At 67.0% G+C, this 19,966-nt stretch carries 19 protein-coding genes and 1 pseudogene; 11 read left to right on the forward strand and 9 right to left on the reverse strand.

Annotated elements, in window-relative coordinates; all coding sequences use genetic code 11:
* Window positions 1-194 precede the first annotated feature (194 nt).
* The 3 genes from ACZ68L_RS42670 to ACZ68L_RS42680 form a co-directional block, all read right to left on the reverse strand.
* Window positions 195-530, reverse strand: a complete 336-nt coding sequence (locus tag ACZ68L_RS42670; protein WP_469589210.1) for a DUF6233 domain-containing protein — start codon at window positions 528-530, stop codon at window positions 195-197.
* Window positions 531-957: 427 nt separating this feature from the next.
* Window positions 958-1,362 (reverse strand): DUF6924 domain-containing protein, encoded by a 405-nt coding sequence (locus tag ACZ68L_RS42675; protein ID WP_469589213.1) that lies wholly within the window; start codon window positions 1,360-1,362, stop codon window positions 958-960.
* Window positions 1,363-1,444: 82 nt separating this feature from the next.
* Complete coding sequence (locus ACZ68L_RS42680) at window positions 1,445-2,422, reverse strand: NucA/NucB deoxyribonuclease domain-containing protein (protein ID WP_469589216.1); 978 nt, start codon at window positions 2,420-2,422, stop codon at window positions 1,445-1,447.
* 344 nt (window positions 2,423-2,766) lie between these two features.
* Between ACZ68L_RS42680 and ACZ68L_RS42685 the strand changes: the two are divergent.
* Both ACZ68L_RS42685 and ACZ68L_RS42690 read left to right on the forward strand, forming a co-directional pair.
* A pseudogene (locus ACZ68L_RS42685) lies at window positions 2,767-3,021 on the forward strand (DinB family protein); the annotation flags it as partial.
* Window positions 3,022-3,250: 229 nt separating this feature from the next.
* On the forward strand, window positions 3,251-4,327 hold the full coding sequence (locus ACZ68L_RS42690; protein WP_469589218.1) for a serine hydrolase domain-containing protein: 1,077 nt from the start codon (window positions 3,251-3,253) through the stop codon (window positions 4,325-4,327).
* Window positions 4,328-4,662: 335 nt separating this feature from the next.
* Here the strand turns inward: ACZ68L_RS42690 and ACZ68L_RS42695 are convergent, their stop codons facing one another.
* Complete coding sequence (locus ACZ68L_RS42695; protein ID WP_469589221.1) at window positions 4,663-5,052, reverse strand: lamin tail domain-containing protein; 390 nt, start codon at window positions 5,050-5,052, stop codon at window positions 4,663-4,665.
* Between the two features lie 86 nt (window positions 5,053-5,138).
* Between ACZ68L_RS42695 and ACZ68L_RS42700 the strand changes: the two genes are divergently transcribed.
* Both ACZ68L_RS42700 and ACZ68L_RS42705 read left to right on the forward strand, forming a co-directional pair.
* Window positions 5,139-5,396, forward strand: a complete 258-nt coding sequence (locus tag ACZ68L_RS42700; RefSeq protein ID WP_469588568.1) for a hypothetical protein — start codon at window positions 5,139-5,141, stop codon at window positions 5,394-5,396.
* A 157-nt stretch (window positions 5,397-5,553) separates the two neighbouring features.
* On the forward strand, window positions 5,554-5,946 hold the full coding sequence (locus ACZ68L_RS42705) for a hypothetical protein (protein ID WP_469589224.1): 393 nt from the start codon (window positions 5,554-5,556) through the stop codon (window positions 5,944-5,946).
* A 190-nt stretch (window positions 5,947-6,136) separates the two neighbouring features.
* Here ACZ68L_RS42705 and ACZ68L_RS42710 read toward each other — a convergent pair whose 3' ends face one another.
* From ACZ68L_RS42710 to ACZ68L_RS42730, 5 genes are read right to left on the reverse strand one after another with little or no spacing between them, the layout of a single operon-like run.
* Entirely contained in the window at window positions 6,137-7,390 is a 1,254-nt protein-coding gene (locus tag ACZ68L_RS42710) for an ATP-grasp domain-containing protein (RefSeq protein ID WP_469589227.1), read from the reverse strand.
* A gap of 31 nt (window positions 7,391-7,421) precedes the next feature.
* A complete protein-coding gene (locus ACZ68L_RS42715; protein WP_469589230.1) occupies window positions 7,422-8,954 on the reverse strand; it encodes an AbgT family transporter in 1,533 nt (510 codons plus the stop codon).
* Window positions 8,955-8,976: 22 nt separating this feature from the next.
* Complete coding sequence (locus ACZ68L_RS42720) at window positions 8,977-10,023, reverse strand: MAB_1171c family putative transporter (RefSeq protein WP_469589233.1); 1,047 nt, start codon at window positions 10,021-10,023, stop codon at window positions 8,977-8,979.
* A 17-nt stretch (window positions 10,024-10,040) separates the two neighbouring features.
* The gene (locus ACZ68L_RS42725) at window positions 10,041-10,592 is read right to left on the reverse strand and encodes a hypothetical protein (RefSeq protein WP_469589236.1); all 552 of its coding nucleotides are present in this window, start codon (window positions 10,590-10,592) and stop codon (window positions 10,041-10,043) included.
* Window positions 10,570-11,064, reverse strand: coding sequence for a helix-turn-helix domain-containing protein (locus ACZ68L_RS42730; protein ID WP_469589239.1), 495 nt, complete (start codon window positions 11,062-11,064; stop codon window positions 10,570-10,572). Before ACZ68L_RS42730 ends, ACZ68L_RS42725 begins: the two co-directional genes overlap by 23 nt.
* Window positions 11,065-11,540: 476 nt before the next feature.
* Between ACZ68L_RS42730 and ACZ68L_RS42735 the strand changes: the two genes are divergently transcribed.
* The 7 genes from ACZ68L_RS42735 (at window position 11,541) to ACZ68L_RS42765 (ending at window position 19,821) form a co-directional block, all read left to right on the forward strand.
* Entirely contained in the window at window positions 11,541-12,461 is a 921-nt protein-coding gene (locus tag ACZ68L_RS42735; RefSeq protein WP_469589242.1) for a Fe(II)-2OG oxygenase family protein, read from the forward strand.
* A 5-nt stretch (window positions 12,462-12,466) separates the two neighbouring features.
* Window positions 12,467-13,762, forward strand: coding sequence for an NAD/NADP octopine/nopaline dehydrogenase family protein (locus tag ACZ68L_RS42740; RefSeq protein ID WP_469589244.1), 1,296 nt, complete (start codon window positions 12,467-12,469; stop codon window positions 13,760-13,762).
* Complete coding sequence (locus ACZ68L_RS42745) at window positions 13,752-15,032, forward strand: aspartate aminotransferase family protein (protein WP_469589247.1); 1,281 nt, start codon at window positions 13,752-13,754, stop codon at window positions 15,030-15,032. The genes ACZ68L_RS42740 and ACZ68L_RS42745 overlap by 11 nt, the downstream gene beginning before the upstream one ends.
* A gap of 44 nt (window positions 15,033-15,076) precedes the next feature.
* Window positions 15,077-16,045 (forward strand): TauD/TfdA family dioxygenase, encoded by a 969-nt coding sequence (locus ACZ68L_RS42750; protein ID WP_469589250.1) that lies wholly within the window; start codon window positions 15,077-15,079, stop codon window positions 16,043-16,045.
* The gene (locus ACZ68L_RS42755; RefSeq protein ID WP_469589253.1) at window positions 16,045-17,274 is read left to right on the forward strand and encodes an MFS transporter; all 1,230 of its coding nucleotides are present in this window, start codon (window positions 16,045-16,047) and stop codon (window positions 17,272-17,274) included. The genes ACZ68L_RS42750 and ACZ68L_RS42755 overlap by 1 nt, the downstream gene beginning before the upstream one ends.
* A 64-nt stretch (window positions 17,275-17,338) precedes the next feature.
* Window positions 17,339-18,685, forward strand: coding sequence for an ATP-grasp domain-containing protein (locus ACZ68L_RS42760; protein ID WP_469589255.1), 1,347 nt, complete (start codon window positions 17,339-17,341; stop codon window positions 18,683-18,685).
* A 74-nt stretch (window positions 18,686-18,759) separates the two neighbouring features.
* Window positions 18,760-19,821 (forward strand): M20 family metallopeptidase, encoded by a 1,062-nt coding sequence (locus ACZ68L_RS42765; RefSeq protein ID WP_469589286.1) that lies wholly within the window; start codon window positions 18,760-18,762, stop codon window positions 19,819-19,821.
* Window positions 19,822-19,966: the final 145 nt, after the last annotated feature.

A 19,966-nucleotide genomic window follows, 5' to 3' on the forward strand; every position in this document is an offset into this window, starting at 1 on the left:
GGGAGATGCCGCGATGTCACTCGGATGAGACAACTTCAAGTGTCTGGAGAACCGTCGAATTTGGGCTCGTACCACCAGCCCGGCCCCTCAGGCAGGACCGGGACGGCCTGAGCGAGGGCGACCTTGACCGGGAACTCCACACCTCCAGCTTGCGCGCCCCGCCCTGGGGCGGCGCTCCAGACGGTGCGTACGACCTACCCGTCCAACAACCCCGTCTGCGGGGTGCAGATCTGGCACGGCTCGATGTCCGGCTCGGCCAGCGCAATGACCGCCTCGTCCCGGGTGAGGAACCCGAGTTCGGAGTTGTACAGACTGCACCCGCCGCGGTGCAGCATCGCTGTCTCGCCCGACCGCTTCGGCTGGATCTTCCACGACTGCTCGGCCCGCGCCCGCTCACGGGCACGCACCTCCTGCTGCTCCCGGATCTCAAGCTCGCGAATGCGATTCCGTACCTGCCGCAGCTGCCACTCCAGCCACTCGGCCAGGGCCCGGTTCTTGTCCAGGTCGGATATGCCCTCCGGACCAGGCACGGCTACGCCTCGTCCTCGGACTGCTTGTGGGCGTGCTTGAGCGCCATGCGGGCGTCGCGCAGGTCATGGGGGAAGTCATACTTGGGCACACTTGAATGCTACGTCTGTTCGAATATCGGATGCGAATGACGCGCCGCACCCGGCCCCAACATCCACCTATCAGCCTGACGCGCACGCATCCTGCAGGGGCCGCCGCTGGGCTGGGCCGCGACCGGCTCCACCTCCAGGCGGCCGAGGCGGCCGACGCCGGATCCGAGCTGGCCGCCGTGACGGCAGGGTCCGCCAGCATCACCTCGAACAGACCATGGGGCTGCACGCGATCCACCAAGGGCCGCCCGCACTCGGTGTCCCTGGCTCCGTCGAGCGCAGAATCCAACGGCCCCTTACTCGCCCACCTCAGCAACACTGCGCCATCGCGGGACAGCTCTTAGCTGCGGCGGAAGATTCCGTCGTCGTCGATGTCTTCGGCGTACCCGGAGAAGTCGGAGTGGGCGATGAAGAGGGTGGACGCCATTGTGGGGATCTGGTCGGGGATGATGCGGAAGGTGCGTCCTTCGTCGTCTTCGTCCAGGGAGACGGCGAGGAGTGGATGTTCCGGGTGCGTCAGGGTCATGTTGTCGGTGATGAAGAAGCAGTCCGGGCGTTTGTCCGGGTCGTTCGGCATGGCGGCGATCAGGTCGTCGACGCCGGCGCCCTCGCAGGCGGCGTCTTCGTAGATCTCGATGGGCGTCGTGTCGTCCTTGGTGAGCACGGCCACGAGTGTGCGCCAGGCATCGGGGTGCTGGTGGTCGGTGAGGATGACGGGAATCTGCTGATCAACGTCGAGTTCCACAGGTGCCCCTTTGCCGGAGGTCTTCCAGGTGGCGGCCCCCTCCTTCAGGAGGGGGCCGCCGTCAGCTCACGTGCCTGAGACGCTACTTGATGACCGAGTAGAACGCGTCACCCGGAAGGATCCTGTTGGAGTCGTAGAATTTCTGGAGTTGCTTGCCGCCGTCCCGGTTGTGAGAGCGGGGGATCATCTTGCGGCTCTGGTTCTTGCCGATGGTGCCGCCGCCCTCCTTGGCGGAGGCGTAGGGGTACTCGTCGCACTCGTAGCCCTTGGGCCGCGGAAGGGTGGACGGGCAGGTCTTCTTGCGGTTCTTCTTGGCCTGCGCGGACGTGGTGCGGTGCAGCGGCTTGGTGTAGCCGGGCTTGCCCTGGAGGGTGCGTTCGGCGGTGTAGACGTGCTTGGCCATCGCGCCCCACTTGGGGTTGGCTCGGCTGATGGAGAAGTTCGGGACGATGCTCGAGTAGACGCAGCCGCGCTTGAGGCGGATGGACCGGTCGCTGTCGCAGCGCACGGTGCGCATGGCCGGGGCCTCGTTGATGGCCGGGGTGAAGCCCGGCGCGGTGGAGGTGACGATCAGGACCGGCTTGTGGTTGTTGGTGTGCTTGCCGATGCTCGAGATCGTGAAGCTGAAGCGGGTGGTGTGTCCGCCGGAGACCCGCTTGGTCTGTGCGGCGGAGGGCTTGCAGGAGCGTGCGCCCTTGCCGCAGGCGACCTTGATGTTCGTGGTGACGCCGCCCTTGGCAGCGCCGGTCGCGTTCTTGATGGTCATGCTGAAGGAACGCTTCCACTGGTTGGACCGCGCGTTCAGGTTCTCCGACATGCTGTAGCTGCCGGTCATGAGCCCTACGAGCTTCTTGTTGCGGTAGAAGCCGATCTCCAGCGGTCCCTTCACCTGGCCGTAGGTGCGGGTGTACTTGGTGCCCTTGGCAGCGGGACCGGCGGTGACCTTCACGACCGAAGGACCTGCGTCGTCGGCCGGGGCCGCGGCGGTGAGACCGGAGACCATGAGGGCCGTGCCGGTGGCCGTGAGGACGCCGGTTCGTAAGCGGGCTTTGAAGCGCACAGAAGTTTCCGTTCTTCTCGGTGCAGCGAGGAAAGCTCGTGGACGACAGCGCGACGAAGCTACGCCTGGGACGACACCACACCGCGGCCTTCGCACCCGAACGACGAAATAGCATGTGTGAATGTCTGATTCTCTCCACCCGCAACAGAACGCACCGTCTAGCCTCGAACAGGGAAACGCCCGGATTGCCTGTGGAAACAGGTGCTGATGCATCCGCCCGAACGCGTTGAAGACTGCGTGCTGCGCCACAAGTCCCCGCTTGGCCCGCTCGCATAGATTGCCAGTGCGAAGCTCATAGGTGGCACGGTCGAGCAGCCCGGACTTTGTTGAGTCAGCGTCAGAGGGACAACGACGCACCCATGTCTGGTTCGGCGAGATCGACTTCCAGGCCGCGTACGACGCGATCCCATCGACCAGGGACGAGTCGTTCGCGGCCCAGGAGGCCGAGGTGGAGAACTTGCCTCGCGGGCGGGAAACCGAGCCCCTGGACCAGGCCGGGTATCAGCCAACATGGGGCGAGGAGCGGATGGCACGTGCTCCTGGAGTACGGCCGCCACAACGAGCATGCCGACCCTCTGAGAGAGGGTATCGACGCGACCGAGCGTGATCAGATGCGGAAGCTCAGGGGTGATGCCGGGTGCCTGGTGCGCTTGTCCATCCGGCTGACACCCGTTCACAAGGGGCGCATTCCGGATGGCTGGTGGCACTTGTTGTTCCTAGCCTCAAGTCGTGATCTTTCGTCGTGTGTGGATATCAGCTGCGGTGCTCGCGCTGGCCGTGCCGTCTCTGCCGTCCGTTGCGGCTTCGGCCGCGCCACGCCCTTCGAGCATGGGCTGGTCTGTGCAGCGTGACGCCGACGCGCTGCGGGATACCGGGGTCACCGGAGTAGCGGTCCGCCTGGAGACCCCGCGTGGGACAATCACGGCCCGCTCCGGGGTAGGGGACCTGGTCACTCATCGCCCGGCCTCGAACAACGGCCACCTGCGTCTGGGCAGTACCACGAAAACGTTCGTCGCCACCGTCGTACTGCAACTGGTGGGGGAAAAGCGGATCTCCCTTGACCAGACTGTGGAGCAACTACTGCCCGGGGTCGTGTCCGGAACCGGAAACGCCAGCCGGACCATCACCGTCCGCGACCTGCTGCAGCACACCAGCGGCCTGTCCGACTACATCTACGACGTTTTTCCCGACCCCAGCGCCCAGACCTACTTCGCCAACCGGTGGCGTGCCTACCAGCCCGAAGCGCTGGTCGCCCTGGCCATGCGTCATGAGCCTGACTTCCCAGCAGGCACCCGCTGGGCGTACTCCAACACGAACTACGTACTCGCTGGAATGATCATCGAGAAGATCACCGGCCACACCTGGGAACAGCAGGTCCACGACCGCATCCTGCGCCCCCTCGGCCTGCAGCACACCGACACCCCAGGCACAAAGCCCTTCCTCCCTCATCCACACACGGCCAACTACCAGCAGTTCACCCTCGACGGCCCAATGGTCGACACCACGATCCCCTACCGTCCCTTCGACAGCGGGGCCGACGGCTCGATGACCGGCACGGCCCGCGACCTCAACCGCTTCTTCACCGCCCTGGCCAATGGACAGCTGCTGAAGCCCACCGAGCTCGCTGCCATGCAGACCACAGTCCCGGTGCCGCAGGACAGCGGCCACCCGGCAGGCACACGGGACGGCCTGGGCCTGTTCTTCACCCCCCTGTCCTGCGGCGGCGGATACCTCGGCCACGGAGGAAGCGGCTTCGGATATGTCATCCGGGCAGCGACAACCACGGACGGCCAGCGCACTGTCACCGTCTCTGCGCACAGCCGCTCCGCAGACCCGCAGATTGCGGCCCGTCAGGAAGGCGCACTGCGCAACCTCATCGACCACGCGCTGTGCCGCACCACCTGACCACGCACTCAGCACCGCGGTCGAAGGCAGGCTCGGACCCGCTGCTTCGCGTTCGGCTCTTGCTGCCGTGAGTGAGGCTCTTGACCCTCACGTGGCGTCAGGCTGCATAGTCGGCGCCATGAAGGATCACTGGACCGTGGGACACGTGGCCGATCGTGTCCCGCGGGGTTCGGTCAGCATCACCGCGGATAGGCGGCGCTGCCTTCGTGCGAGCAGTGCCGAGGCGTCGCTGCGTGCGTGTGCGCCGGGCAGATCAGGCTGTCCCGGCGCACGTCTGCGTGCGTGGCGGGGCTGTCAGCCCGTTGTGGGGCGGGCAGCCGCTCGCTGGCGGGGGGTCAGCGGTGGTGGTGGTCCTGATGGTGGTTCTGGCCCCAGGACTCGGTGTCGACCGTGCGGCCGCGGTCGTCGCGCAGGGTGGCCGTGTCGGATCGGTTGTCCCACACATAATTGCGGCGGTTCTGGTAGAGGTCGGTGCGGGTGTCGCGGCCGATCCCGGTGTGGATGCGGACGGTGGCGCGGCCGGCGAGGCGGACGTGGTCGAAGCGGTAGCGGTGGCCGTCCTCGTCGCGCAGCGTCCAGCCGTCCAGGTTCACCGCGTGGCGGGTCTTGTTGGTGATTTCGATCCATTCGGCGTTCAGCGCCTCTGGTCGCGTCGGCGATTCCCCCGTAGAGCCCCACGCGACCCTGTGACCTGCATATTGGGCGGGATCTTCGGCAACATCCAACGCCGACTACTTACCTCCAGTGCCCTCTGTCACGGCAGCCAGGGCGGTGGACCACCCGGCCGACTTGGGCCGTAGGATCCGGGGGCATGACGACTCGCCGTCGGCTGGGGCCCGGCCCCACCGAGCACCGACTCCCCGCCCCGACGGACACCACCGCGTCCGGCCCCGCTCACTCCCGAGTCCATGCGACCGACGCGGATCTCGACGGGGGCACGCTGTACCGCCCCGACCTCGACTCGCTCAGTGACATGCGTACCCGCGGGGTGCTCGGCTGGCGCCCGCTGGCACCGGATGCCGCCCCTCGTGCGTACGGCCAGGGTGCAGGGGTGCAGGCGGAGAGCTGACGCGGTGGCCGGTTGCCCGTGGTCGGCAGGGAATGGGCGGCGAGTGCTGGGCGAGGGGATCAGGCGGCCAGCATTTGTTTTACCCGCAACGCCCGCCGACCCCGCGACCGGGAAACCGGCACAGAAGTCCCTCCATGCGGTCCCGGCCGGGAAGATCGTGGCGGAGTCCACCTTCGGCTGCTGGGTGAACCTGCTCGACAAGGGCGGCACCCGCGGCGACGGCCCCTACCGGAAGAACGTCGACTACGACTCGACCCTGTGGCGCAAGGCCCTCCACAAGGCGTTCCCCAACAGCGGCGGCAAGCGGACCACCGTGTTCACCACCGCCAGCCATGTCCGTTCCCTGCGCAACCGCACCGCCCACCACGAACCCCTGATCGGCGGTGTTCCCCTCCCCGGCCAGAACGACCGCCACGGCCGGGCCTGCCGACTCACCCTCCCCGACGCCCGCATCGAGGTCCTGCGCCTGGTCGAGTACATCGACAAGGACGTCGCCACCTGGCTCGGGCAGACCAGCCGCGTTCCCGAGCTGCTGCGCACCCGGCCGTAGTCAATCCGGTGCGGCCTGCTCAGCTGCCATGGCCGTTCACTCCGTCCGCTCCAGGCGCTGGCGCTGCGGCTGCAACTGATGGCCGGCCGATTGGCTCTTCCGGTCATAATCGTTCGGTGCATCCGCCTACGCCTCCTGCACCCGGCCCGCGTCCAACAGGCGGGCCAGCAGCTTTCCGGGCACCGCCCTCTCAGACGATGGCCGAGTAGAGACCGTCCGTCTCCAGTTGGCGGATGCGCTGGTAGTCCTCGTGTACCTGGTCCGCTTCGGGGTGGACCAGGTAAGCCGAACCGAACGAAGTGAGGAGGTCGCGGGTCTTGCGGACTGGTCCGACCGCCGCCCGCAGGCGCGCCGAATGGAACGACGGCAGCTGCCGGATGGTGGTCAGGTCGAGCTCTTCGGTCAGCATCCCGTCGCGCGGGCAGTGCAGAGCCGTTTGCGCCAGGGTTGCCCGGTGCGGCAGGGGCTGTTCGGTGGAAATCAGGAAGTGATCCGGCGCGGTGTACGCGGCGGCGGTCAGCAGAGCCAGATTGGCGCCGTATACCGGCAGCGTGATCGCTGGGGCGATGCCGCCGTGCAACCGGGCGCCCAGTTCGATCAGCACCGGTCCGGTCGGGGTCATCATCACCTCTGCGTGAACCGGACCCCAGGAGATGGCGAACGCGTCAAGCACGGCGAAGACGTATTCGCTGAGCGCCGTGTAGACCGGGTCGGTCGGCGGCAGCAGGAGACTGAGGTCGTAGACGCGGGAGCCGTCGATCACTCGCTTGTCCGCACGCCATACCTCCGCGACCCGGTGGTGGCCCGCGGCCGATATGGTGTCGACCATGTATTCCTCACCCACGAGGAATTCTTGAGCGAGGAAACTCGTGTTGACGTTTCCCCACATGTCCACGCTGCCGACGTTCTTGGAGAAGTAGGCCAGGGCGTCGTCGTCCGAGTGCGCGACCTGCACGCCGAGGGTTCCGGCGCCCTGCAGCGGCTTGAGCACGATCGGGTACCCGTCGACGCGCGCTGCGAACGCCATTGCCTCTGCCGCCGTCGTGACCCGCTGCGAACGGGCGTGCCGGAGTCTCGCCGTCTGCAAAGTGTCCACCATCAAGGCCTTGTGCCGCTTGGCTTCCGTCTGTTCGGTCCCGTTGCAGGTGGGCAGCCCCAGCCTCTGAGCGAGGTGATCCGCTACCCCCACACCGCTTTCCAAGCCAGCCAGGACGTAAGTGACGTCGTAGGCGGAGAGCCGGGACAGCACGTCGTCGTAGTCACTGTGGAAGTCGACGACATCGATCACTCCTGGTGGCTGCTCTCCGCCGGCGTACGGCGCATACTCCTCGACGCGGTTCCGCACGTGCACGACCGGATATCCCCGGGCCGAGAAGGCGGCTGGCAAGAACGCGCCGCTGCTGTACGCGTCCACGACGACGCAGACCGTCTGCTTGCTACCCATACTTGTTCTCCTCTGTGCCTTGGATCCGGACTCAGGTGCCAGGACCGAACGGGATGCCCAGTAGGTACCAGGCGGTGAAGAAGCTGATCCATACGAGCCAGACGGCTCCCGCGAGTGGCAGCGTGAAGGAGGCCAGCGTGCCGATGCCCGCCGACTTGCGGTGGGTCTGGATGAACCGCAGCGCCATGAGGAAGTAAGGACTCATCGGCGTGATGCAGTTGGTCGCCGAATCGGCTACCCGGTAGACGGCTTGCGTTGCCTCCGGGCTGATCCCGAGCAACATGAGCATGGGCACAAATATCGGTGCCACCAATGACCACATCGCTGACCCGCTGGTGACCAGCAGATTCATCACGCTGACCACGACGGCGATGCCCACGAGCACCTGCCAACCCTGTGTCTGGAACCCCTGCAGCGTTTCCGCTCCGCTGACGGCGAGAATCTCGCCGATCTTGGTCCACTTGAAGTAGGCCAGGAACTGCGAGATGGCGAAGAACAACACTAGCGTCGGCGCGAGCGAGCGGACCCCGTCGGTCATCGCCGCGATGACGTCGCCAGCCCGCGTGAACGTGCCCGCGAGGCGCCCGTAGACGACTCCGAGCACTGCGAAGAACAGGCCGAGCACCAGCGCCATCCCGGTGAACAGTGGTGAGTTGACCACTCCCGCACCCGGGCCGCGCAGTGGTGAGCCAGTCGGGATCACGACCGCGACCAGTGCGGTGACGAACGCGACGGCCACCAGGCTGGTGACCCGCAGCGCACGCTGTTCGCGGCCGGTCGGCTCCACCGTTTCCGCCAGGCCCGCATCGGCGTCGCCGGCCTGGTCGATGGCCAGGTCCGGCCGCTTGGCCAGGGCTGTCTCCACGACCACGGTGATGACCAACGCGATGAGGACGGAAGAGGCAAGTCCGAAGAAGTAGTTCGCCACAGGTGTCACGGTGTGGTGAGGGTCGACGGTTTGGGCCGCGGCTGTGGTGATGCCCGACAGCAGGGCGTCGGTCGTGGTGAGGGAGGGGGAGGCGTCGTAACCGGCCGAGATGGAGACGAAGGCCACGACACAGCCCAGGACCGGGCTGCGGCCCGCTGCGCGGAAAGCCAAGGCTCCGATGGGAATGAGGGTCACATAGGCCGCGTCGCCGGCGATGTGACCGACCATGGCTGCCAGTGATAGCGCGAACGTCAGGTAGCGGCCCGAAACCTGGGCGACCATCCGGCGGAGCAGGGTGGTGATAAACCCGCTGCGGTCCGCCACGGAGATTCCGAGCATCACCGCGATGATGGTCGGCAAGGGTGGGAAGCTCGCGAAGTTCTGCATGGCGTCGTCCACGATGACGGTCAGGCCGTCCGCGCTGAGCAGGTTCCGTACTGCGATGGTCTTCCCGGTCGAATCCTGGACCACGCTGAACCCGGTGGCCGACAGGACCGCGCTGAGTACGATGACCCCGAGCGCCAGCAACCAGAACAGCCAGAACGGATCCGGGAGCTTGTTCCCGATCCGCTCGATGGCCGCGAAGGAGCGGAAAGCGACAGGCGAATGGGCCCGTCGCGGTTCGACGGATTTCACGTGGTGATCCTTAGAGGCGGTTTCAGGCGGCCCGTGTTCGGCGCGACATCTGGACGAGCTGCTCCACCTCGTCGGCGAGGTCAGAGCTGCCGCGGGCGGGCGCCTGCGCTTGCAGGACCGCGGTGGGTGCGCCGAGCGCGAGACGGCCATCGTTGATCTCGATGACCCGGCGGCACAGGTGGTAGCCGACCTCCCGGAACCGCAGGACGTCGGCGAGCCGCGACCTGGGGGGATCGAGGGCGATCGAGGGAACCTGGTCGCACAGCTCCCGCCAGAGGGGATAGAGAGCTTGATAGCTTCGGTAGTCGTGCAGCCACGCTGAGGCCGCCGTGAGTTTCGCGCCCCAGGACGGCAGGGTCAGTCCGGTGGCCATCAGCGGGACGCCGACGCCGATGCACACCGGGGTGATGAACTCCAGGTCAGGCAGTTCCACGCGAAGGTGCAACGCCGTCACGCAGATCAGGCGGTGTGCGCAGTGGAGCAGGTAGACGGCCGCGCCGATCGCCGTGATGCGCAGCCCGCGACGCAGCCACACTCCGGGGGCCACGCGGGCGTAACGTACGCAGATGACCAGGATTCCGAGCAGCCCGGCAGCGAAGGCGACCGTGTAGAGCACGAGGTATACCGCGACCTGTGGGAGCTGCATGTTGTCCAGCAGGTAGTTCCCCGGCCTGTTGGACACGGCGGGCCGGGCGGCCAGCCACAGGCTGATCAACGTCCCTGCCATCAGGGCGGCGAGGACGAGCCAGCACTTCACGCGCCGCCGGGCTTGTTCCGCGGGGCAGGTCCAGTAGCTCAGTGCCGCGAGAATTCCGGTACTGCACCCCACGCCGCCGAATAGGTGCACGACCAGCGCGGTGAGGTCCGGTATCCCTGTGAGGCGATCGGCGACCGCCGCGACATCAGGGGCGGCGACCGTCAGGGAGATGAACTTGAAGCCAAATGCCGCGGTCAGCATGAACAGTGCGTGATCGCGGTGATTGGTGCGCAGGCCCAGCGACATGTAGATGCATGCGGCCAGGCAGGTCGCGGCGCAGGACAGGAAGGTCCAGTCCTTGATCTGGTCCACCTCACATCCCTTCCGAATCAGGTCCTGCGCAACGACTTCTGTATCCGGGCGAGCACGTCGGCTTCAGCGGAGGGCAGCTTGTCGGGTGGCCCCGGGTCGCCGCGGCCGAGGCGCTCCAGCATGATCGTCGCGACGACCTCCGCCTCTTGCTCGTCGCGGTCGGCGTATCCGCCGCGCCCCAGCATCCGGCGGACCATGCCCGGGTCGAGATCGGGGAAGAAGAGCTTGGCCGCCTGATCGGAGAGGGCCTCGGTGCTGTTGTGCCCGCACAGTATGTGGGAGAACTCGTGGGCGATGATGTGGTTGCGGTGCTGGGCGCCGGTGGTCGCCTCGTAGAGGACCAGGTCGGCGTCGTCCGTTTCGAGCCACAGGCCGCTGAGGCCCGATCCGTGCATGGCCATCGGGACGAGCCGGATCGGGCGGTCGCGTTCCGCGCTCACCTTGTCGCGCAACGTCTGCAGGTCGCAGGGTGAGGGCAGGTCAAGTGACTCGACCAGCGTGCGGGCCCGTCGGCGCATGCTGCGGAAGTCACGGGGCCTGCGCCATTCACTTTTGTCGCGTCGGATCATCTTCGGCTTCCTCGTGAACAGGCGGCAGACCTTGGAGCTTTCGCACCTGGTCCAGCACGGAGGCGACAGCTTCGAGGTTCTCGGCCGACAGGCCCACCGCCCGCATAGCGATGCCCCGGATGCCCGCGTTGCGCATCCCTTCGAGCATCTCCAACTGCTCGGTGATCCGGTCGGACTCCTCGCGGTCGAGGAAGTAGCCGGGAGTCACACCGAAGTACTCCGCGAGCGCCACCAGCAGCTCCGGCGAGGGGTTCGTGCGCTTTCCCGCGCGCAGGGCTGACAGGTAGGCGCCGCTGGCCCTGAGCCCGGGATGGCGCTGTCGCACCTGTTCGGCGACTTCATTGTTGGTCAGCTTCTGCCCAGTCGTTTCGTGCATCCGAAACAGGCGATCGAGTCGTTGACTCAACACCGGCGCATGGTCGTCGGCGGTGCCGGACGCGCCTGGGTCTTGTTCATTGCCCTCGTCAGGCACTTTCTACCTCCTACCGAGCGGAGCCGTCCGCGCCGCAGCCGTTAAGCCCTCGGCGCTCGGCCCGTGCAACATCGTGCAGGCAACTGTCAGTTCACGTCAAGGCAAGAGATTCAACTGGGAGTTGAATTGCGAGTTGGTTCATGCTTACAGTCGGCTGCAGGTCGCTCGACGAGACCTCCGAACCACGGCTCCGCAGCGGCGCGGACCAGGCGGAGGAAGTCGTGGGTGGTGGCTCCAGCCGAAAGGGGAGGTTCGGTCCGACTGTCGTGCCTGTGCGTCGACTTGAAGGACGCACTGCCCGAAGAGGGGTGACGCCGGTGTCGCCCGCTGATGAAGCCCCTTCCAGCAACTCCCCCACCCCACAGTGCCGTCGAGGCACGAACCTCCACCGCGCCAAGGTGTCGCTCCCATGCCTGCGGAATCCTTCGCGGGCCCATTCGCGGCGAAATGCTCCCCATCTCACAAAGGATCGAGCTATGCAGGAAACTGGGCCGACGACTCGTGTTGCCCTCCAGGACGCCGAACACGCGCTGGTCCAGGACCTGGTGCACAAGGTCCTCGAAAACTGCCCTGGACAGACGGAGTACCGCTACCTGAGCTTCCTGAGGGAGCACGTCGACACACCGATCGGCCGGATCCGCAGCACGTACGAATCCGCCGAGGGCCAGCCCGTCCTGCTGAGCAATCTGCCGCAGTTCGAGAGCGTCGAGCACAGCAAGATCCTGGCACTGCTGATCGGCCAGACGGTCGGCAACTGCGTCGCCTACAGCGACTACAACGGCTCCTACATCACCGACATCCGGGCGACAGAGCTGTCCCGCGAGAAGAGCGCGGGAACCGACCTGCTCGCCATGCACAACGACCTGGCCTGGGCGAGCGACGCCTGCCGGCCCAGGACGCTGGTCCTTGTACCGCACCTGGCCGACGGCGTAGTGCCGCGCACCCTGCTGGCCCCTGCGACCGAAGTCGTGGACCGCCTGGACGCCGCCACGATCGACATCCTGCGCTCACCGGTCTTCGAGGCCCGTTCAGGCTCCTCACTGGGCTGGAAGTACGAACGCATCTGCAAAATGGCCCTGTTGGCGGAGAACAACGGGAAGCTCGTCGTCCGGCTCAACTTCTCGGCCTACACCCCCGCGGCACATCTGGACAGCGACCAGCGCGAGGCGGCCGCCGGAGCGCACCAGCAACTACACGACGCCGCACTCGCCGTCGGCCAACTGCGCGGACACGCCGCGCTCAAGGGAGAAGCACTCATCATCCCCAACGACCACTGCCTACACGGCCGGGACCCGATCGACTCAGGCAACAGTCGTCGGCTCCTGCTGCGTTCCTACGTCGTGCCCGACAGCATGGTGGAGCACAACGGCCGCACCATGATCTCCCTCGAGCACTGACTGAGATGTCGGACATCATCGTCATAGGCGGCGGGCACGTCGGCCTGACCCTGCTCACAGATCTCGTGGCCACCGAAGAGACCCACGGATTCCGACCGAAGCTGCTGTTCGTCGGGGACGCCACAGACCGCCCGTGCGGCACAGTGACCCGCACAAACCTCGTCGATGGACAGCAGGACCGGGTCGAGCTGCGCGAGGACCACTTCTGTTCCCTCTACGGTCGAGAGGCCGAGGCTCTGCTGGAGCGGGCCAAGCACATCATCGTGACCGTCCCCGATATTCCGGTGCTGCGCCTGGGGCTGATGCACCGCATCGCCGGCCTTCGCTCCCTGGCGGACAAGGTGGTGACGTTCGTACGGGCCGGGCAAGGCGGCCAGCCCATCATCGCCGACTGGGTGCGCCGCACCCCAAGCCTGCGCGCCACCTCGATCGTCCTGGTCGAGGACTCCTTTTACGGGACCCGGGTCGCCGGCCGGCACATCGCCTACAAGCGCAAGCTGTCGGTGAATGTCTCGGTGTACTCGAACAGTCCGCAGACCGCCGCCGAACGGGTGCGGATGCTGTTCCCGCTCGGTGCGCAGATCGGCAGACCCTCGTGGCCCGATGTGGTAGTCCGCCCGGGGATCGGGCTCCTGTTCGACCCGCTCGGCTACATCATCCACATCGGTGTCGCCTTCTACACGAAGAACCTGGCCAAGACCCGGGCGGGCCTGAAGTACCTGCACTACACCGACGGCATCGACCAGGAACTCGCTCCGCTGCTGGCTGCCCTCGACGAAGAAAGGGTCGAACTGGCCCGGGCCTACGGTGTCGAGACGGAGACGTTCCCCCGCATCATCGAACGGCAGTACGGCCTCCCGTACCAGTCCGACTTCTACGAGATGATGCAGTCGTGCCGGGACATCTACCAGTCCACTTCGTGTGCCTCCCTGGGCGAGCTGCGGCAGTCGCGGCTGGTACGCGAAGACTTACCGGGGCTGCGCACGATCCGCTGGCTCGCCGACGCCGCCGGCGTGAACCTGCCGGTCACTGAGCAGTATGAGGTTGATGTCACCCGGACCGCCCTGGAACTGGGGGTCGCCGCAGCTGATCTGGACGGATACCTGCCGCAGCTTTCGACGATGCCAGCAGATGTGACGTTCCTCCGCTCCCTGCTGGTGGCTCCCCACAAGTTCCAGGAAGACGGCGGCCATCTCAGGGCCGCGTCCGTCCTCCCGCGCCTTCCGTGGTCCTGCATGCCTGGACCGATAGCGCACGAAGAACTCCTACAGAAAAGGATCGAGGTGCTGAATGCTGGGTGAGGCGTTGGAAGGCTCATACGCGCGCTACGCGCAAAAGCGGCCGGTGAGCGAGCGGCGGCACGCCGACGCGGCAGCGTACCTGCCGTCCGGAACCACAAGATCCGTACTCGATTTCGCGCCCTTCCCGTTCGCGGTCGAAGCGGCCTGGGGCTGCCGGCTGAGGGACGTCGACGGCCATGAATACCTCGACTACCTGGGTGACTACAGCGTCGGGCTGGCCGGACACAACCCCCAGGCGGTCCGCGAGGCCGTCGAGTCCGTGCTCGAAAGCGGGTGGTCATTTGGCGCGGTCGCGCCGGAGGAAGCCGAAGTGGCCCGCCGACTGTGCGAGCGGTACAAGTCGATGGACCTCGTGCGGTTCACCAGCTCGGGGACCGAGGCCAACCTGGCGGCGATCTCGCTGGCCGGCAAGTGGTCGGGCCACAGCACGGTTCTGGCCTTCGACGGGGGCTACCACGGCGGCTTCCTGAGCTTCAGCCGCGACGGCTCCTCGCTCAACGTGCCCTTCGACGCGGTCATCTGCGACTACAACGACTTCGAATCGGTGACATCGGCGTTCCGCACCCACCAGGGGCGATTCGCCTGTGTGCTGATCGAGCCGATGCTGGGCTCGGGCGGCCGCATTCCCGGCGACCCCGCCTTCCTGCGCGGCGTACGGGAACTGTGCGACAAGTACGGTGTCCCGCTCGTGTTCGACGAAGTGCAGACATCGCGGATGTCGCTCGGCGGCGCGCAGTCGGTTCTGGGGATCAGGCCGGACCTGACCACGTTGGGCAAGTACATCGGAGGCGGATTCGGCTTCGGTGTCGTCGGCGGCCGCCACGACATCATGCGGCTGCTCAACCGCACGAACAAGCCGCACTTCGACCACTCGGGAACCTTCAATAACAACCGCTTCTCGATGGCTGCGGCGTCAGCGATGCTCAGCCGGGTGCTCACCGCGGAATGCCTCGACGAGCTGCTGCAGCGAGGCGAGCGGCTTCGTAAGCAGGCCGACGAACTGCTGCGTGGCCAGGGCTTCCAGGCCACCGGATGGGGCTCGCTCATCAGCATCCACCCCGTCGACCGCGAAGTCCGCTGCGCCGCCGACCTCAAGGGAGTCGACCGGCGCCGGGTCCAGTTCCTGTTCCACGAACTGCTCGAGCGCGGTGTGTACATCGGGAAGTCCGGGTTCGTGACACTGTCGCTGGCCCAGGACGAGCAGACCGACGAGATCTTCTTGAACGCCCTTGAGGGCGGCCTGCAGGCGGCAGCCGCAAACGGGGTCTGACAAACCGCGACCGCCACGGCCCACGACAACAACGGATGGAACTCATGACGACTGTCGACATACTCGACTCGATCACCTTCGAAGCCGGATTTCCGGCGATGGCCCACCGGCAAGGAGAAGCGGCCAGCACGGTGGATCTGCTGGCGAACCTGACGCCGGAGCAGCGGACGGCCACCCGCGAACTGCTCGACAAGACCGGGTCGGTGCTCTTCCGCGGCTTCGCCGTGCGTACGGTCGACGACTTCGAGCGCGTCGCCCAGGGCCTGCTCGGCGAGCTCGCCCCCTACCGAGGCGGCGACTCGCCCCGGCAGGCGGAGAAGGGCTTCGTCTACAACGCCGCGGGACCCAGCCCGTCCCGGCTGCTCCGCGCGCACAACGAGCTCTCCTACGCGCCCTGGCACCCCACGACGCTCTGCTTCGCCTGCGGCCGCCCGGCGGACGAAGGCGGCGCGACCACCATCATCGACGGGCACCGGGTCTATCAGTCGCTGCCCACCGAGATCCGCGATGCGTTCCGGACCAAGGGCGTGACCTACATCCAGCACCTGCCGGACAACAGCGGTGACCCGAGCGGAATCAAGTCCTGGCCCGAGACCTTCGAGACCGACTCCCGCGAAAAGGTCATGGAGTGGTGCCAGAGCAGTTACACCTCGGCCGAATGGACGGACCTCGGCCTGCTCACCACCAACCACACGCCGGGCACGCTGGCGGTGGGTTCGGACCACCGGGAGGCCTGGTTCAATCAGGCGCACATCTGGCGCAAGGACGAAAGCGTCACCCCGGACGTGACCAACATGGACCGCTGGCGGACCCGGTTCGGCTACGGCGCCATCTTCGGCGACGGCACGGAGATTCCCGCCAAGTACATCGACGTCGTGAGCCAGACACTGATCGACTGCACCGTGCCGGTCAACTGGGAAGCCGGCGACGTCCTGCTGGTCGACAACCGTGCCGTGATGCACGGCCGGTTGCCCTTCTCCGGTCAGCGCGAGGTCTTCGTGGCGTTCGCCTGATGAGCCTGACGAAACATGACGGGTTCCGCCACCTGTGGGTGGCGCAATCCGCGAGCCAGTTCGGCACCTACGTCAGCCGCGTCGTCCTGCCCCTGGTAGCGGCGACGACGCTGACGGCAACGCCGTTCGAACTGGGAGCCCTGTACGCCATCCAGAACGTGGCCTTCCTGGTCATCGGCCTCCCGGCCGGGGTATGGGTGGACCGGATGCGGCCGCGCACGGTGATGGTCACCGCCGACATCGTGCGCGCCGCACTGCTCGCGAGCATCCCGCTGGCATGGTGGGCGGGAGCACTGACCATGACCCACCTGCTGGCTGTCGGTCTCTTACTCGGCTTCGCCTCGGTGATGTTCGACGTCGCCTACCTCTCCTTCCTGCCAGCTCTTGTGAGACCGGAAGACCTCATGGCGGGCAACGCGCGGCTGGAAACCAGTCGCTCGGTGTCCCAGGTAGCGGGACCGGCCGCCGGAGGCGGTCTGGCCGGGCTGCTGTCCGTCGTGAACGCGGTCGGGATACAGGTGCTCTGCTACGTCGTCTCCGCGGTGAGCCTGAGCCGGATCCGCCAGGATATGGACCCGGTACGACGCGAACGCCGGCCGATGCTGCCGGAGATCGCGGCGGGGCTGCGCTATGTGCTCACTAATCCGCTGATGCGGGCGGTGACGTGCTGCTCGGCGACCTTCAACCTCTGCTATGCCATCGCGTCCCCGCTGCTCGTGGTGATGCTGGTGGACGAGCTGAAGCAGCCGGAGTGGGCCGTCGGGGCGCTGATGGCGGCTGGCGGAATCGGCGGTCTCGCCGGAGCGATGACCTCCCAGGTCGTCGCCCAACGGCTGGGCACGGCCCGGGTGATCTGGCTCGCTCTGGTGACTTGCATGCCGTTCGGCTTGCTGATGCCGCTCAGCTCCTCTGGGTGGGGTGTGCTGCTGTTCGCCATCCCGTGGTTCGTCCTGAACTACGGGCTGATCCTCTACAACGTGGCGCAGATCAGCTTCCGACAGCAGGAGTGTCCGCCGGAGATGATGGCCCGGATGAACGCCACCGTGCGGTTCCTCATCTGGGGCGTACTCCCGCTCGGCGGAATGGCCGGCGGCGCCCTGGGCGACTGGGCGGGCGTCCGCACAGGGCTGGCCGTCGCCGCCGCCGGGATGCTGCTCTCGGCTCTGTGGGTCCTGGCCTCGCCCCTGCGCACTATGCGGGAACTCCCGGCCGTCCCCGCGACCACGTGATCCGCTCCTCCGCACACGGCCGCCTCGCTCCGAGGTAGGCAGAAAGGTCAGGACAGTGGACCTGATGAACCCACCCCACACGGGGACGGATCTTTGGAGCTCTCTTCCGCACGCATGGCGGCGAGCGGCACTTGAGCTGGCCGTCGGGCACGTGGCCGATGTCTTCGACGGCGTCGCCGGCGCCGCCGGACCATGGTGGCCGGCCCGGCCGGTCGTACTGCGCCAAGCATTCCACCAAGAACTCGGAGAGCTTGCGGATCGGCTCGGCGAGCTCATCCTGCGCACATGCATGCGACGGGCACGCACCGCAGGCGAGCTGCAGCACGCACTCGGGCTACCCGACCGCGAAGTGCCGATGCTCAGGCGGGACGAACCCCTCGGTGAGCACCTGCTCGCCGCCTCGCGCCCCGACGTGGTGCTGGCCTCGGGAACACCCAAGTTCCTGGAGGTCAACATCGAAGGCGCGGTGGGCGGCACAGCACAGGCGGACCTGGTCTCTCGCAGGTTCTTGGACCTGTACCAGCAAGAACTGCCCACCCAAGGATTCACCGCGCCCCCATCCGCAGTTGACGCGCGGTTCGCGCAGATCCGGGCGCAGTTCGACCATGACCCGACGGTCGCCATCCCGCTGTACCAATACGGCATCCTGGCCGGGGCGACGACCGAGGACGAGCGGATCGAGCGGCACCGGCCCGTGATCGAGAGCGCCCGGCGGCAGGGAGTCACCGCATTTCCCTGCCCATGGCGCGATCTACAGAACGACGGCGAATACCGCCTCTTCGCCAAAGACCGGCACGTCGACGCCGTACTGCGGCTGTTCGTCACCAGCTCCGAACCGCCATGCGAGGGGCTCACCGCCGTGATCGAATCCGCACGTCGAGGCACGGTGCACCTGCACACCTCCGAAGCGACCTGGCTACTGAGCAACAAAACCGTCCTGGCCTGGCTGTGGGACGACATCGACGCACTGCCACCCACCGACCAGCAGTTCGTGCGCGAGCACGTGCCGTTCACCGTCATAGCATCACCCGAGCACGAGCAGATCGTCACTGAGGCCACCGCCGACCCGTCCCGGTGGGTACTCAAGCCCGCGCACGGCCACGGCGGAGCCGGGGTCCTGCTCGGACACACACAGCCGGCCGAGACCTGGCGCGCGGCGCTGAAGGCGGCGGCAGACACCAAAGACCACGTCCTGCAAAAGCTGGTGCAGGCCGACCAGCTGGAGATGACCTTCCTGGATGACCGGACCGGCCAGCTGTACACCCAGCCGGTGCCCTTCGTCCTGGGACCCTTCATGTTCGACCGCAAGATCTCAAACGTCTTCGTCCGGCACGGCTCGCCGGGCGGCGGACTGATCGTGAACGCCCAGCAGGGGGCGGCGGTCAACAGCGTCCTGCTCACCCCCTCATGAGCGAGGTCGTTGTGCCGTCCGGCTATCGTCTTGCCGTGACCACGCACACGGCAGTTCCCATCTCCGTCGACGCGATGCTCGACGACCTCAGGACCCTCGTCGAGATCGAATCGCCTTCTGGCGATCCCACCGCCCTGGCCGTATCGGCCAAGGCAGTTGCCGGAATCCTGGAAACCCGGCTCGGTGGCCGGGCCGTCCTCGTCGAGGGCGAGGCAGGACCGCACGTGCATTGGTCGCGCGGGGGCGAGCCTAAGGTGCTGATCCTCGGACACCACGACACGGTATTCCCGCTCGGCACTTTGGCACGGCGCCCGTTCCTGGTCGAAGACGGGCGGGTGACCGGTCCGGGAGTCTTCGACATGCTGGGCGGCTTGGTGCAGGCGATCCACGGGCTCGCCGCACTCGAGGACCTGACCGGCGTTGAGGTCTTGGTGACGTGCGACGAGGAGAACGGCTCACACACCTCACGGAACCTCATCGAGGAACGCGCGCGGGCGTGTGGCGCGGCGCTGGTGTTCGAGGGTGCGGCCGAAGGCGGTGGGCTGAAGACCGGCCGCAAGGGATGCGGCACCTTCGAAGTGCTGATCACCGGCCGGGCCTCGCACGCCGGCCTCGAACCCGAAGCCGGCGTGAACGCCCTGGTCGAAGCCTCTCACCAAGTACTTCGCATCGAGGCGATGAGCCGGCCGGAAGTAGGTACCACCGTCACCCCGACCATCGCCTCTGCCGGTACGCAGAGCAACGTCGTCCCGGCCGAAGCGTCGGTGGTCGTGGATGTGCGCGTCGAGACCGCAGACGAGAAGGAACGCATCGAAGCGGCCTTCGCGGCACTGACGCCGCACCTCGAGGAAGCCGTGATCGAGGTGCGCGGCGGCGTGGGCCGCCCGCCTATGCCGGAGACCGCAGCGACTGAGCTCTTCGCGATCGCCAGCCGACTGTTGCCCGGCATCGCGGCCGTGGCCGTGGGCGGCGGCAGCGACGGCAACTTCACGGCAGCGCTGGGGGTACCGACCCTCGACGGCCTCGGAGCCGTCGGTGGCGGTGCCCATGCCGACCACGAGTACCTGCTGGTCGAGAACATGGCCGAACGCGCGAACCTGGTAACCGGCTTGGTGCTGGCGATCCGCACCGCCTGAGCCGCGTGGTCCTCACCGGATCCGTCACGTCAGCGTGGGTGTCTGTGCCAATCGAGGGTGACCAGATCAGTGCCCGCTACGGCCGTGTCGGCCTCCTGTGCATCGGCCTATGCCGAGCCTGCGACGCGAACGCCGCCCAGCCCTC

This window comes from Streptomyces sp. NPDC104309 (assembly GCF_055584025.1).

Excerpts from the sequence above, each read along its gene's own strand:
- ACZ68L_RS42710 (WP_469589227.1), bottom strand. The coding sequence starts at position 7,390 with ATGGGTAGCAAGCAGACGGTCTGCGTCGTCGTGGACGCGTACAGCAGC.
- ACZ68L_RS42755 (WP_469589253.1), top strand. The coding sequence starts at position 16,045 with ATGAGCCTGACGAAACATGACGGGTTCCGCCACCTGTGGGTGGCGCAA.
- ACZ68L_RS42750 (WP_469589250.1), top strand. The coding sequence starts at position 15,077 with ATGACGACTGTCGACATACTCGACTCGATCACCTTCGAAGCCGGATTT.
- ACZ68L_RS42700 (WP_469588568.1), top strand. The coding sequence starts at position 5,139 with ATGACGACTCGCCGTCGGCTGGGGCCCGGCCCCACCGAGCACCGACTC.
- ACZ68L_RS42740 (WP_469589244.1), top strand. The coding sequence starts at position 12,467 with ATGTCGGACATCATCGTCATAGGCGGCGGGCACGTCGGCCTGACCCTG.
- ACZ68L_RS42745 (WP_469589247.1), top strand. The coding sequence starts at position 13,752 with ATGCTGGGTGAGGCGTTGGAAGGCTCATACGCGCGCTACGCGCAAAAG.
- ACZ68L_RS42765 (WP_469589286.1), top strand. The coding sequence starts at position 18,760 with ATGCTCGACGACCTCAGGACCCTCGTCGAGATCGAATCGCCTTCTGGC.
- ACZ68L_RS42690 (WP_469589218.1), top strand. The coding sequence starts at position 3,251 with ATGGGCTGGTCTGTGCAGCGTGACGCCGACGCGCTGCGGGATACCGGG.
- ACZ68L_RS42735 (WP_469589242.1), top strand. The coding sequence starts at position 11,541 with ATGCAGGAAACTGGGCCGACGACTCGTGTTGCCCTCCAGGACGCCGAA.
- ACZ68L_RS42760 (WP_469589255.1), top strand. The coding sequence starts at position 17,339 with ATGAACCCACCCCACACGGGGACGGATCTTTGGAGCTCTCTTCCGCAC.
- ACZ68L_RS42725 (WP_469589236.1), bottom strand. The coding sequence starts at position 10,592 with ATGATCCGACGCGACAAAAGTGAATGGCGCAGGCCCCGTGACTTCCGC.